The organism is Phenylobacterium sp. (assembly GCF_004299445.1).
In the GTDB taxonomy this organism is placed as follows: Bacteria; Pseudomonadota; Alphaproteobacteria; order Caulobacterales; family Caulobacteraceae; genus Phenylobacterium.
The window spans coordinates 1-12,877 of sequence record NZ_SCTC01000051.1 but is presented as its reverse complement, the minus strand read 5'-3'; the positions used below and the strand labels follow the sequence as shown (position 1 = coordinate 12,877).

The window sequence follows — 12,877 nt, the reverse complement described above, 5'->3', positions numbered from 1 at the left end:
CTGCGGAGCTGGGCCATTCCTCCCGTCTCCGCACCGAAAACGGAGGACGGATATGATCAATCACTCTCGTATCTGGAGTTGGGCGGGCGCCACTTTGCTGGCCCTGAGCCTGGTCGCGCTCTGGGTCTGGCCCAAGTTCGTGGGCGTGGACATCCATCCGATCTTCGGTTGGGCCGAGGCCCAGACCGGCATCGCGTGGCTGGAGCCCAATGCGCGCTACGTCGTGGGCGCCATCGCCGGCCTGCTGGCCATCGTGCTCATCGTGCCGAAGACCCGCGTCTGGGGCGCCGTGGGCGCGCTGACGCTCTCGACGGTGTTCATCATCGCCCATCTGACGCCTTGGCTGGGCTGGAACATCCCCAACTACGGCCCGCTGATGGAGGCGCTCGCCGCCGGCCGTACGGCAGCCGAGATCGAGGCCCTGGGCCTGAAGGGCGACCGCGGCGCGCACCTGAGCCTGGCGCTCATCAACGCGGGCCTCGCCATCGTGGTGCTCGCGGCCGATCGGATCCGCGAGGCGAAGGGCAACCGCCGCAACTACCGGCCCTTCGAGCTGGCCGCCTAAGGGCGCCGCGCGCCGCGTCCCTGTCCATCAAACAGGGCTTCTGACTGGAAAAGCCGCCCCGGCGTCCGCCGGGGCGGCGATCCCATTTGGCGGAGGAGGATGATGGGCGTCGTCAGGCGTCGGCCCCCGTGAAGAGCGGGCGTCGTTTCTCGCGGAACGCCGCAAAGCCCTCGGAGGCGTCGGCGCCTGCGGCGAGGCGCGCGATGTGACGGCCTTCTTCTTCGGTCTGTGTCGCGAAGTCCGTGGTGGATGACGCCAGCAGGAGCCGCCGGATCACGCCGTAGGCGGCGGTCGGGCCGTTCGCCAGGGCGTCGACCTTTTCGGTCGCGGCCTCCACAAGCGCCTCGGGCGCGACCACCTCGGTCACCAAGCCCCATTCCAGCGCCTCATCAGCCATGAGGCGGCGGTTGGTGAGAAGCAGCTGCTGGGCGCGCCTCAAGCCGACGAGCCGAGGCAGGAGGTATGTGGACCCGCCGTCCGCGGAGAGCCCAATGGATGTGTAGGCGGACGAGAAGTGGGCCGACGAGCTGGCGATGACGAGGTCGCCCAGCAGGGCGAGTCCGAGACCCGCTCCGGCCACGGCCCCATGCACCGATACGACGACGGGCTTTGGCATCGACAGAATGCACAGCTGCGCCGCGTGAAACGCATCCGCCATGCGGCGCAGGAGATCGCTGCGCTCGCGGCCTGCGACAGCCTGGAATTCGGTGAGGTCACCTCCGACGCAGAAGGCCTTTCCTTCTGCGGAGACGAGCACGGCGCGAACCTCGGGATCCGAGGCGCAGGCCTCGGCGACGCCTCGGAGCTGGAGGGCGACGTCAAGTGAGATTGCGTTGCCGGCGTGCGGGCGAGCCAGGACGATACGCGCGACGGACCCGACACGCTCGAGTCTGACCAGGACTTCCATGACGGCGCTCCTTTCGACGATCCCTGTCCGCCATCAGCCGCAGGCTTTGGTCGCCGGACAAGGTCCACTGCCGTGAAAGCGGCCATCGGGGGGCGGACCGGCGCGGCGCCGCCTGGCGGAGCGCCTGATGCGGGATCTCGCCTCGACTGTGTCCCGAACCAGGGTACTCGTATCGGGAGCGCCTCGAGCCGGCGCATGACAGGACGGCGATGGCGAAGGTCGAGATGGCCCGGGTGGGGCTTCGGATACTGCTGGGGCTGGTCTACCTGGCGGCGGGGATCGCCCATCTGCGGTCGCCGGACGTGTTCCTGAGCATCACGCCCGCGTGGGTCCCTTGGCCCGAGTTCGTGATCGCCGCGACGGGGGTGGCCGAGGTGCTGGGCGCGGTGGCGCTGGTCGGGGTGAAGCCGCTGCGGCGGGCCGCGGCGATCGGGTTGGCGCTGTATGCGGTGTGTGTCTATCCGGCCAACATCAAGCATGCTCTGGACGCCGTCACGGCGCACGGAGCCGACGCGTGGTGGCCGTATCATGCGCCGCGGCTGGCGTTTCAGCCGGTGTTCGTGTGGTGGGCGCTTTTCGCCGGAGGGGTGATCGACTGGCCCTGGCGGCGGCGGGTGGCGGTGTAGTCGAGGCCCCCGGGTCGGCGCGGGGCATGCGGCCGGTTTCCCCACCCTGGCCGCTGGCGGTCTGCCCCTCTCCGTGACGGGTGACCATGTTCGTGATTTGTTCTTGACAATTGCGCGCGTTTGTGAGAGAGTTCTGCCAGAGTTGATCCTTGCGCCTTGAGGGCGCGGGGCGGCTCGCTTCCTCACATTTCGGGACATGGCGATGGCTGGAATGGACGGCGGCGCGCGGGCGCCTTTGGCCGGAGGCTCGGCGCGCGTGGCGGGGGTTGGCGGATCGGCCGGCGACGGGGCCGCACTGCGGGCGAAGCGGGACTATGTGCGGCGCGACTGGGCCCACAAGCTGGCTATGGTGCGCGAGGCGTGCCGGCGGATCGTCGATCGCGGCGAGTCGGTGACCGAGATCTGTCGCGATCCGAGGATGCCGGGGCGCTCGACGTTCGCGGCGTGGCTGACGGCAAATGCAGAGCTGCGCGCCCTGGTGGAGGCGGCGCAGGCCGAGGCGGCGACGCTTTGGACCGCGCGGCGGGCGTATCACCCCTGGGACGAGGCGGTGGCCGCGGAGTTCCTGGCGCGGATCGAGGACGGGCGGGGGCTGCGAGAGGTGTGCGCCGAGCGCGACATGCCGGTGCATGCGACCGTGACGCGGTGGCTCAAGACGCGGCCCGAGTTCGCGCAGGCTTATCGCCAGGCGCGCGAGGCGCAGGCGGACCGGCTGTTCGACCTGGCCTGGACGATCGCGCGCGAGTGCCCGCCGCTGCCCGGCGAGGTGGCGGCGGCGCGACTGAAGATCCAGACGCTGAAATGGCGCGTCGGGCGCCTCGCGCCACGGGTGTATGGACCGCTTAAGGCGGTGGCGCCCCCGCCGCCGGCGGACAGCGGCGCGGAGGAGGCCGAGGCGCCGACGAGGGTGGTGTTCCAAGTGCGCAGCTGGGCGCGCACGCCGGACAACCGGGTTGTGGAGACGACCCAGGCGGCCGTCGGGATGACGCCCGCCGAGCGCCAGGCGCTGGGCCAGGACATCGCCGCGGGGCGCGTCAGCCTGGAGGCCCTGGAAAGAATGAGCGCGGCGGGCGAGGCCTGGGCCGGAACGGGCGACGTCCCCGCTGCCGTTAGAACAGCCCGGCGCGCTGGGCGATGACGACGGCGGCGACGATCAGGATCAGCGCCTGGATGATCATGCCGAAGGGCGAGGGGAGCGGCAGCTTCTGGACCGCCCAGGCGATGAGGGCGGCCACGATCAGGACGATGACGGCGAAGATCAGGATGGACATGGTGTTGAGCCTTGGCTGTGGGATCGCGAGGAGCAGTTAAAGCGGACGGCCGAGCTTTGGGTTCCGTGGCGCGTGCGCGGCGGATTGACGGCGGGGCGGCGCAAGCTTTCTCTGGGGGCGGGCGCGGCCGGAAGTGGCGCGCGGGTCGGGGGACTTGTCGATGACCATCGAGCTGAAGATGCTGGCCTGGACGCTGGTCCTGGCCTTGGTACAGATCCTGCTGTTCGACGTGGCGCGGACACGGCAGTACGGGCTGAAATGGAACACCGGGCCACGCGACGAGGCGATGCCGCCGCTGTCGGCGCACGCCGAGCGGCTTAGCCGGGCGCAGGCCAACCTGTTCGAAACCCTTCCGCTGTTCGCCGGCTTCGTGCTGGTGGCGCACGTGGCCGGGATCAGCACGACGATGACCGTGCTGGGCGCGCAGATCTACTTCTGGGGCCGGGTGGCCTATGTGCCGCTCTACGCCTTCGGCGTGCGCAACCTGCGCTCTCTGGTCTGGCTGGTCAGTCTGGCCGGTCTGGTGATGGTGGCGGCCGCCGTGCTTACGGCGCCGTAGCCGCGCGCCACGTCACTGTGCGTCGAGGTTGTCGGTGGTCTCGTGCTCCACGCCGTCCTCTGTGACGATCACGATGCGATAGCCCAGGATCGCGGCCTCACGCGCGAGTTGTCGGCGTGCGGAGAGGTCGTGCCGGTCCCAGGTCACCCTCGAAAGGCGCAGGGGGCGCCGGCGATCGCCTGGTGGGTGGGCCGACATGGAGCCTCCGGTGTTGGACGGATCACACCTTGCGCCCCGCGGCGGACGGCGACCTTGACCGGCGTCAAGTCCTCGGCCCTGGACGGCGGGACCCGGCGACGTGTCTTCTCGGGCGAGAGGGAGACTTGGTGATGAAGCGATTTCTGACGGGGCTCGCTGTGGCGGCAGCGATGCTGGGGTGGTCGGGCGTGGCCCGGGCGGCCCCGGCCGAAGACGCGGCGGTCGTGGCCCAGGTGGAGCGGTTCTTTGGGGCGATGAAGGCCAAGGACGTGGCGACCCTGCAGGCGATCCTGCTGCCCGACGCGACACTGACGTCACAGCGGGTGCGGCCGGAGGGGACGACGCTTGCGCGCTTCCCCGGCCAGGCATGGGCGGTCGACATCGTGAAGGCGCCCGGGATCGAAGAGCGGATGTGGGACCCCGTCGTGATGCGGCGCGGCCGGATCGCGATGGTCTGGGCGCCCTACGAGTTCCTGCGGGACGGCAAGGTCACCCACTGCGGCGTCGACGTGTTCGATCTGGTCCAGGGCGACGATGGCGGCTGGCGCATTGCGCACCTGATGTGGACGCAGGAGCCACAGGGATGCGCCGAACTGAAGGCGGCGCGACGGCCGCGCTAAGGAAAGCGGCGCGCCGGAGGCCGGCGCGCCGCAGGTTTGAACTCAGTCGTCGTTGGTGGAACGGTTCAGCCCGCCAGGCGGATGGCCGGCGTCTCGGCCTCGAAGGACGGCGGCGGCGCGTGGGGCCGGTCGGCGGAGATCTGCGGCCGCGGTACGGTGGGGTAGCCGATGATGTCCTTCAGCGGCGGGTAGGCGGTCAGCGCATGGGAGGCCAGCATGCCGCTCATGGTGGCGCCCTCGAAGCTGCCGACGTTGAGGCCGGTGTAGATCCAGTCGCCCGCGAGGGTGAGGTTTGCGTAGCCCGATCCCCAGGCCTCGAGCCGGTAGTCGACGCTGCCGGGGGGCGAGGAGACGTAACGCTCGGTGGGGTCGATATTGGCGCGCCAGAACTGGCTGTCGAAGCGCTGGACGCCCTGGGCGTTGGGGTTCTGGGTGTCGACCAGGAGGCTGAAGTCCAGGCCCATCGGGTCGCCCAGGCCGTTGGCGGCTCGGACGGTGGCCTTGGGCAGCATCGTGCCGATCGTGGTCTGCAGGTACTGGATCGATTGAGCCTTCACCCGCTCGGCGGCGCGGCGCGGATAGTCGGTGTCGGTGAAGGGCGGCGGCGGCTCGTAGTCGGCCATCAGCCCGCAGAAGTACCAGATGGCGCGCGGCTGGTTGTCGGCAGGCCAGTTTTCCCACTTGAGAAGGCCGGGGAAGTTCCCATTGCCGTTGGGGGGACAGAAATAGGTGCCCGAGATCGCCAGCTCGTTGCCGACGAGCGGCTCGGCCCAGCCCATCTCGTACATGTCCTTCGACAGCCAGATCTGCATGGCCTGGGTGGTCAGGGCGGGGAGGTTGTCGACCATGCCCTTCCAGGCCGGCGAATGGTCGACCAACTCCTTGCAGAGGTAGGGGATGGCGCCGACCGAGATGGCGAAGACGATCTGGTCGAAGTCGTGGCCCTTGGAGAGGACCTTCTTCTTCTTGAGGTACGGGAACTCGGCCGTCGGCCAGCCGGACCAGTAGGACTCCAGGTCCACGTCGAGGATGCGCATGTACTCGCCCTCGTTCAGCTGGTCGTACAGCGGGCGGCGCGGCCACGAGGGCAGGCCCTTGACGTCGATGAGCGGCTGGTAGCCGCGCTCGGGGTGCTTGAGCGTCGCCTGGACCGTGAACTCGATCTCCTGGACCGAGGTCTTGTCGGGGCTGAGAACCAGGTTCTCGACCTTGTGGAAGAACTCGAACTTCACGCCGCGGCGCTTGAGGACCTCGTAGACGGGGGCCACGACCGTCTCGCCGGTGCCCGCGGCGAAGCTCCAGATGAGCGAGCCCATGTAGGCGGCCCCGCGGAGCGTCCAGTCCAGGTAGCAACCGGCGCCCATGACTGCGGCGCGTGAGGTGTCGCCGTCGGGGCTCTGATAGCAGATGTTGACCGTCGAGAGCGGGATCGGCGAGGCCAGGGTTTCGGGCGCGATGCCATGACGAGTCAGCCAATCGCTCCAGTTCTCGGAGTCCAGGTAGTCGTAACCCTTGACCTGGACGTTGTCGGTGAGGGCGCCGATGATGACGGTGGCGTAGAAGTCCAGCGTGATCAGGGCGCGGCGCAGGTCGGTCTGTTTGTCGGCCAACTTGGGCGCGACGGTGTCCACCAGCCGCGCGGCGCTCGAGACGAGACTGCGGATGGTCGTGAGTTCCACGACCAGCGGATGGTCCGGGCCCTCGCTGAGCGGGATCTCGAGCGAAGCCTTCGCTCGGTTCACGATGTGCTGGATGCCGCCCTCGATGAAGCCGGGCAGGTCGGCGGTCGCCTCCAGTGTCTTCAGCGTCTCTTCGATGATCGCCGCGATCGCTGTGGGCACGCCCTTGTAGTAGCTGCCGTCGGTCGGCGGAATGTCGTTCGGGGGGAGGCGGGCTGGCCACGGGATCAGGCCGCCGTCGCGGTACTCCCAGGACATGGTGAAGTCCGAGGGAATGAAGGCTTCCTCGAACGTCGCCAGGGGCATTCCGGGCTTGCGGCCGAGCTCTTCGTAGACCTTGGACATCATCGGCAGGGCGTTGAAGTAGCTGCCCATGAAGCCGTGGATTCCGTGCTCCTCGATGCGCTCGTCCGCACCGCGCGAAGAGGCGCACTTGCCCCCGAGGCGCCAGCCCAGCTGGTAGACCGTGATATCGAAACGCTTCTGCCACTCGGGGAGGCTGGTCATCTGGAGCGCTGTCGCAAGCGCGCCCATGCCGCCGCCCAGGATCGCCACCTTCTGTGGCGCGGTCGCTTGGGTCATGATCGCATGCCGCGACGTTCAGCCGCGGCCCCGCCTAGGTTGTTGACCTAGACACCTTGCCACCCAGCCTTTTGCAGATGCTTAACGAGGCGGTCCAGATCGGCGCTTCTCGCGAAGGGATGGCCCGTCTTGAGAGCTTCGAGCGAATAGGGCGGGGTATTCCGCTGCTCGCGGCCGGACCGGGATCTCGCCAGGCGGTCGGCATGCTCCACGGCGCGACGGGCCTGATCCAGGTCGCCCGCGCCTGCGTACGCGGCCGCCAGGAGATAGTGCAGAGGGAAACGCTCGGCGCCCCGCGCGCAGGCGTCAGCGGCGTCCTGCGCCGCGCGGTCGTAGTCGCCGGCCACGAAGTTGGCGATCGCCTTGCTGCGGAACCATAGCCAGCTGTGGGGATCGTTCGGGCTGGCGGCGATCGCACGCTCCGAGAACGCGATGGCGTCCTCCGACTGACCCTCGAACGCCAGCAGGCGTCCCATTTCGCCAGAGGCGGCGGCCAGATAGGGGTTCAGCTCGAGGGCGCGGCGCTGCTCGGCCTTGGCCTCGGTCAGCCGGTTCATCAGCGAGAACACGACGCCCAGCGTGTAGTGGGCGAACGCGTCCGACTGGCCGGCGGAAACGGCCCTCAGCGCGATCCGGTGGGCTTCCGCGACAGAGGCGGCGGGGTTTTCCGAGGTTCCCACCCAGACGTCGTAGAGCTTGCAGTGCGCGAGGATCGCCAGGGCTGAGACGTCATCCGGCTCCAGCTGCAGCGCCTGTTCCAGAAAGCCCTCGGCCTTGCGGACATCCCCGGCGGTGGACCGCCAGAAATGGCGCCGTCCCCGGACGAACAGCTGCCAGAACTGAAGGCTGCGCTCGGGCGTGAGCAGGGCATGGCTCTCTTCACGCTCCAGGACGGCGGGCTCTATGGCGCCGATGATCGAGGTGGTGATCTCGTTCAGCATTGAGAACATGTCGGCCATCGGGCGGTCGAAGCGCGCCGACCAGGCGCTGGTCTCATCGACACCCTGAATCAGGTCGACAGACACCCTGACCTGGCCGCCGAGGCTCCGGACCTTGCCGTCGAGGACATAGTCGACCCCCAGCCGCGCGGAGATGGCGCCCGGCGGATGGCCCACGACTTCGGAGGTCAGCAGCGACTGCCGCGGCGTAACCGCCAACAGCGGCGACTTCGACAGGCCGGCGGTGAGTTCGTCGGCCAGGGCCTCAGCGAACCAGGCCTGTTCCTCGTCGCCAGGCGGATGGGTGAATTCGAGGACCACGATACGTGGGCGGTCGCGCCCGGACCCGCGCGGAGGCTCGGAAACGCGGGAAGCGGAGGCTCTCGGTGAGGAAGGCGCGTCGGCGGTGCGCTCTGCGGCCAGCCGATAGCCGACCCGCGGGATCGTCTCCACCGCGAAGGCGCCGCCGGTGCGCGTGGCGAGCTTGCGCAACTTCATCATCACCAGGGTGATGGCGTCTTCGCCGACCACGCGGCCGTTCCAGCAGGTTTCGATGAGATCGTCACGGCTGACCACGGCGCCCTCGGCGTTCGCGAGGGTGACCAGCACCTGCATGACCCGAGGTTGCAGCACTTCACGACCGTGCGGCGACACGACCTCGCGCGTCGGGGGACGCACTTCCATGGCGCCCAGCCTGAATGCGGCCTGATGGGCCAGCTGCATCTTCGTCAGATCCCCATGAACGCCACTAGAGCCAGCGGGTCGCAAGGGTCCCAGACTCGGCCGCGCGCTCAACCTAGTTGCGCTGGACCCGCCGACCAAGACCTAAAGATCGGATTCTGCTCGGGGAAAGATCGGCTCAGGTCCCTGTCGAATCCGGCGGCAGGGTGGTGTTCTGCAGGTCGGTTCTGACTGCTTCTGAGGCGTGGGTTGCCCGACAACCTGCTCGCGCCTCCGGCCGGCGCCTTGTCCCAATCCCGCAGGGTGCGCGGAAACGGACAACGTCCGGGTCGCAGGCGGAAGGAGCTGATCGCAGGGCTCCGTACGGGCTTCGGCCCGTTGCGGTGTGTCTGTTCTGGTGGCCCGGGGGGGCCAGCAGGGCGGACAGACGATCCCGGCGAGGCCTCGGTTCCTTGAGCCGCAGGCGTTTCACAGCCCCCGACCTCGGCCGGGTCGGGGGCTGTTTTTTCCGTCACCGGACCACCGGTTCATTCATTGGCCTGGGACCTGGGCGCGAACCTGGGGTATGGCCGCGCCGTGAGCGGAACCCATCCCCTGGACCGGCCCATCCTGGCGATGCTGACAGGCGCGAGGCAGGCCAACCTCGCGATCGTGCGCGCCGGCGCGCGTCGGCTGGCCCCGGCGTACGGGGTCTTCGCCGCGCTGAGCGACGAGACCCCGGAAAGCCGGGAAGCGCTTGGCGCCATGGTGCGGGAGATGGGCGACGTGGCGCTGGTGGAGCCGCAGGAGCCCCCCGCGATCCCCGGCGCTCGGGTCGTCTCCAAAGACATGGCCTGGCAGATGATCGCCGAGGCGGCGTTCGGATCGTTCCCGACGACGAACGTCGACATCGTCGATCTCGGCCCGGGCGATGCGGCCGATATGCTGGGCCTGGCGACCCTGACCCAGCCCGGACCGTTCATGGCCCGTACCCCCGAGTTGGGCGATTTCGTGGGCGTGAAGGCGGAGGGCCGGCTGGTGGCCATGGCCGGCGAGCGGATGAAGCCCGACGGAATGACCGAGGTGAGTGGCGTGTGCACCGATCCCGAGTATCGCGGGCGCGGCTACGCGGCGGCGCTGATGCGCGTCGTGATGGAGCGAATCCGGGCTCGAGGCGAGGTTCCCTTCCTGCACGCCTACGCCGCGAACACGGGCGCGATCGCGATCTACGAACGGCTGGGGTTCCGGTTCCGGCGCGAGTTGGTGATGACCCGCCTTACGGCGGCGTGACGCCTCAGTCCGGCGCGGGCAACAGTGTGCGGGGGCGACTGGTCCAGGCGGCTCCGCCGGCTGCAGCGATGACGGCGGCCAGGCCGCCCAACTGCGGCAGCGCCAGGGTTTCATGCAGCAGAAGCAGCCCGAAGAGGGCGCCGTAGGCCGGCTCGAGGCTGGTGAGGACGGCGAAGGTCTTCGCGGGCAGGCGGCTCAGTGCGTACATTTCGAGGGTGAAGGGGATCGCGGTGGAAACCAGCGCCACCAGCAGCGCCCAGGGCAGCAGGTCGAGGCGTAGCAGGTCGGCGCCGGCCTGGGCGACGCCGAACGGCAGGATCACCAGCGCGGCGATGGCGACCGCGAGCGGCGCGGCGCCCCGTCCAAAGGCCTGGGTGGCCGCCTGGCCCCAGACGATGTAGGCGGCCCAGGATCCGGCGGCGCAAAGCGCCCAGAAGACGCCCAGTAGGTCGAGCCCGGTTCCTGCGCTCAGGTCATGACCGACCAGGCCCCACACGCCGGCCGCCGCCAACGCGGTCCAGATCAGATCGGCCGCACGCCGAGAGCCCGCGATGGCGACTCCCAGCGGCCCCAGGAACTGCAGCGCGATCGCCACGCCCTGCGGCAGGCGACCGAGGGCGAGATAGAAGAAGAGGACCGCCCCGGCTGTGGCGAGGCCGAGGCCGAGGAGCGGTCGAAGTGGCGCGCGCGCGGGCCAGTTGCGCCAGGGTCGGGCGACCGCGAGCAGCATCAGCGCGCCGAGGATGATCCGCAGCGTCGCCGTGCCCTGGGCGCCCAGGATCGGAAACAGCGACTTGGCCATCGAGGCCCCGCCCTGGAACGCGGCGGTGGCCACGAGCACCGCGGCGATCGGCAGCAGGATGGCGAGCGTCGCGGCGCGAGGGGTGCTGGCTGCCAAGGGGTCCTCCGGAGGGACCGGCTATAGGGTGTCGGCCCGTGGTCGCGAAAGGACCAGTTGAGGCTGCAAGGACAGACCGCGCGGCGACTACCCCTCGTCGCCGGTTTCGTCGCCGACGGCGGCGGCGACCAGGTCGCGCCAGGTCGGGTCGGTGTCGTCGACCAGGTCGACGTCTTCCAGAAGCGCCACCGCGCCCTCGCCGTCGGGCAGGATGAGGCCCAGGACCTCCATGGTCTCGCCCTCATCACTGTCGTGGGCCTCGGCCTGGACCGCGATGGCGGCCTGATCGCCGTCGTCGCTCCACCAGATCACCGGCTGGGGCAGGGGCATATCGATGGTGCGGCCGTTGTGGGTGTCGGCCATCGAGAAGATGGCCCGCCGCGCCTGGACATCGTCCAGCGTCGCCAGGGCTCCGGTGAAGGCGGGCAGGCGGTCCCAGTCGTCGGCGTCGAAGCCGCCGCCGGGCTCGGCGTCGGAAGGAAACGTGCTCATGCGCAGGGCATGAGCGAGAAGCGCGTGCGCCGCAAGTCTGGAGCCGCAGGGCGCGGGGGCCTCCGCGCCCTGCGGTCCTTCCTGCTGCTAGGACATGACCACAAGCACGACGCGGCGGTTCTGCGCGCGGCCGTCCGGGGTCTCGTTGGGGGCCACAGGGCTCTCTTCGCCGTACGAGATGGTGCTCAACCGGTTCAGCGCGACGCCATGGACGTTCAGGTAGCGGCGCACGGCCTCGGCGCGGCTTTCGCCGAGCTTGTTGTTGTAGTCCGGTGCGCCGCTGGCGTCGGTATGGCCCTGGATCTCGACGTAGACGTTTCGGTTTTCGGCCTTCAGCTTCTCGACGAAGGCGGCGAGACGGGCCTCGCCCTCTGGCGATAGCTCGGCCTTGTTCAGGGCGAACTTCACCGCGTCGTCCTGAAGAACCATCTGGTAGAGGAACTTGCCCTCGGCCAGCTTGCCGGCGGCCGTGGCGCGGTCGAGGGCGTCCCTTGCCGTGCCCTCGACGGCGGCGACGCGCGGCTCGACGGTGTCGACGCGGGCGTTGACGATGCCCGCCTGTTCGCGAGCGTATTTCTTGGTGGCGCAGCCGGTCGTGGCGGCCCCCGCCGCGATCAGCGCCACCCCGAGCAGCAGGCTCTTGCGAGCACCCATGCTTGTCTTCTCCGTTTGCAGGTCTCTCACCCCCGTGAGCCGCCTTTCCGGTCAGGCTTCCAGCGAGGGCCAAACGCGGAAGTCATGATTTGGTGGCGCGCCGCGGGGTGCGGCAGGGCGCCGCAGGGGTTCGGCGCGCCCTGCGCGGGGTGAACGCCAGGGCTGTGGCCGCGTTGTCGAACGACAGGTAGGATCGTCCCATGGCTGTCGCCTTCACGCGCGAGGAAGACTACGAGGCGCAGGCGGCGGATCTGCCCGACCGGCCGATTTCGGCGCATGCCAACCTGGTCACCGCGTCCGGACTGGCCGCGATCGAAGCCGCGCTGGCGGCGGCGCGCGAGGCCTATGCGCGGGCGCAGACCGACGGCGGCATCAGCGCCGACCGCACGGCCATGGCCCGGGCGACGCGGGATCTGCGCTACTGGGGTTCACGCCGGGCCAGCGCTCAGCTGACGGAGCCCGAACTGCAGGACGGCGTGGTGCAGTTCGGTCGCACGGTCGAGATCGAGCGCGAGGACGGCCGGCGCCAGAGCTTCCGCATCGTCGGCGAGGACGAGGCCGACCCGGCTAAGGGCAGCGTGTCGTACGTCTCGCCGCTGGCGCGCGCCCTGATGGGCAAGGTCGTGGGCGACGTCGCCGAGGTGGGCGGCGGCGAGGTCGAGGTGGTGGGGGTGCGTTGAGCACGCTGTGCCAGACCCCCTTTCGGAACGTCATGGCCGCGCCTGTCCCGGCGACCCAGAAACACCATCCTCAACAGAAGAGACCGCGACATCACCGCCGCGGCCTCTTGTAAAACGCCTCGTGTCTCGGCCGACGGGACAAGCCCGGCGATCAGACCATGATCTTTACTGGCTGGAGCCCGCCGCGGCGGGCTTGGCCTTGGCGGCTTCGGCCTTAGCGGCTTCTTCCGCGCGGGCGCCGGCCAGGATGCCGGGGAG

At 69.6% G+C, this 12,877-nt stretch carries 15 protein-coding genes; 7 read left to right on the top strand and 8 right to left on the bottom strand.

Translation table 11 applies throughout. The annotated features are described in order from the left end of the window. Positions 1 to 52: 52 nt before the first annotated feature. Positions 53 to 565, top strand: coding sequence for a hypothetical protein (locus tag EPN98_RS13935; protein ID WP_293363413.1), 513 nt, complete (start codon positions 53 to 55; stop codon positions 563 to 565). Between the two features lie 112 nt (positions 566 to 677). Here EPN98_RS13935 and EPN98_RS13930 read toward each other — a convergent pair whose 3' ends face one another. After that, positions 678 to 1,472 carry an enoyl-CoA hydratase-related protein gene (locus EPN98_RS13930; protein ID WP_293363412.1) on the bottom strand — a complete coding sequence of 265 codons (795 nt, stop codon included), beginning with the start codon at positions 1,470 to 1,472 and terminating at the stop codon, positions 678 to 680. A gap of 209 nt (positions 1,473 to 1,681) precedes the next feature. Between EPN98_RS13930 and EPN98_RS13925 the strand changes: the two genes are divergently transcribed. Then, positions 1,682 to 2,098 (top strand): DoxX family protein, encoded by a 417-nt coding sequence (locus EPN98_RS13925; protein WP_293363411.1) that lies wholly within the window; start codon positions 1,682 to 1,684, stop codon positions 2,096 to 2,098. Positions 2,099 to 2,300: 202 nt separating this feature from the next. After that, complete coding sequence (locus EPN98_RS13920) at positions 2,301 to 3,236, top strand: hypothetical protein (protein WP_293363409.1); 936 nt, start codon at positions 2,301 to 2,303, stop codon at positions 3,234 to 3,236. On the opposite strand, the gene EPN98_RS13915 is transcribed toward EPN98_RS13920, so the two are convergent. Then, on the bottom strand, positions 3,208 to 3,369 hold the full coding sequence (locus tag EPN98_RS13915) for a hypothetical protein (protein WP_293363408.1): 162 nt from the start codon (positions 3,367 to 3,369) through the stop codon (positions 3,208 to 3,210). The genes EPN98_RS13920 and EPN98_RS13915 overlap by 29 nt on opposite strands. Before the next feature lie 160 nt (positions 3,370 to 3,529). On the opposite strand from EPN98_RS13915, the gene EPN98_RS13910 reads away from it, so the two are divergent. Continuing rightward, the gene (locus tag EPN98_RS13910; RefSeq protein WP_293363406.1) at positions 3,530 to 3,928 is read left to right on the top strand and encodes an MAPEG family protein; all 399 of its coding nucleotides are present in this window, start codon (positions 3,530 to 3,532) and stop codon (positions 3,926 to 3,928) included. 12 nt (positions 3,929 to 3,940) lie between these two features. On the opposite strand, the gene EPN98_RS13905 is transcribed toward EPN98_RS13910, so the two are convergent. Beyond that, entirely contained in the window at positions 3,941 to 4,126 is a 186-nt protein-coding gene (locus EPN98_RS13905) for a hypothetical protein (protein WP_293363405.1), read from the bottom strand. A gap of 131 nt (positions 4,127 to 4,257) precedes the next feature. Between EPN98_RS13905 and EPN98_RS13900 the strand changes: the two genes are divergently transcribed. Beyond that, positions 4,258 to 4,746: a hypothetical protein gene (locus tag EPN98_RS13900; protein WP_293363404.1), complete on the top strand. Its 489-nt coding sequence runs from the start codon at positions 4,258 to 4,260 to the stop codon at positions 4,744 to 4,746. Positions 4,747 to 4,811: 65 nt separating this feature from the next. Here the strand turns inward: EPN98_RS13900 and EPN98_RS13895 are convergent, their stop codons facing one another. Together EPN98_RS13895 and EPN98_RS13890 are read right to left on the bottom strand one after the other, a co-directional pair. Continuing rightward, a complete protein-coding gene (locus tag EPN98_RS13895) occupies positions 4,812 to 7,007 on the bottom strand; it encodes an NAD(P)-binding protein (protein WP_293363402.1) in 2,196 nt (731 codons plus the stop codon). Between the two features lie 47 nt (positions 7,008 to 7,054). Next, positions 7,055 to 8,668: a winged helix-turn-helix domain-containing protein gene (locus EPN98_RS13890; RefSeq protein WP_293363400.1), complete on the bottom strand. Its 1,614-nt coding sequence runs from the start codon at positions 8,666 to 8,668 to the stop codon at positions 7,055 to 7,057. A gap of 534 nt (positions 8,669 to 9,202) precedes the next feature. Here EPN98_RS13890 and EPN98_RS13885 point away from each other — a divergent pair. Continuing rightward, positions 9,203 to 9,895, top strand: a complete 693-nt coding sequence (locus EPN98_RS13885) for a GNAT family N-acetyltransferase (RefSeq protein WP_293363399.1) — start codon at positions 9,203 to 9,205, stop codon at positions 9,893 to 9,895. Between the two features lie 4 nt (positions 9,896 to 9,899). Here EPN98_RS13885 and EPN98_RS13880 read toward each other — a convergent pair whose 3' ends face one another. The 3 genes from EPN98_RS13880 to EPN98_RS13870 form a co-directional block, all read right to left on the bottom strand. Then, positions 9,900 to 10,793 carry an EamA family transporter gene (locus EPN98_RS13880; protein ID WP_293363397.1) on the bottom strand — a complete coding sequence of 298 codons (894 nt, stop codon included), beginning with the start codon at positions 10,791 to 10,793 and terminating at the stop codon, positions 9,900 to 9,902. A gap of 87 nt (positions 10,794 to 10,880) precedes the next feature. Next, on the bottom strand, positions 10,881 to 11,285 hold the full coding sequence (locus EPN98_RS13875) for a hypothetical protein (RefSeq protein WP_293363396.1): 405 nt from the start codon (positions 11,283 to 11,285) through the stop codon (positions 10,881 to 10,883). A gap of 87 nt (positions 11,286 to 11,372) precedes the next feature. Further along, entirely contained in the window at positions 11,373 to 11,939 is a 567-nt protein-coding gene (locus EPN98_RS13870) for an OmpA family protein (protein WP_293363394.1), read from the bottom strand. A gap of 200 nt (positions 11,940 to 12,139) precedes the next feature. Here EPN98_RS13870 and greA point away from each other — a divergent pair, with 200 nt between their 5' ends. After that, positions 12,140 to 12,619, top strand: a complete 480-nt coding sequence (greA, locus tag EPN98_RS13865) for a transcription elongation factor GreA (protein ID WP_293363393.1) — start codon at positions 12,140 to 12,142, stop codon at positions 12,617 to 12,619. Positions 12,620 to 12,877: the final 258 nt, after the last annotated feature.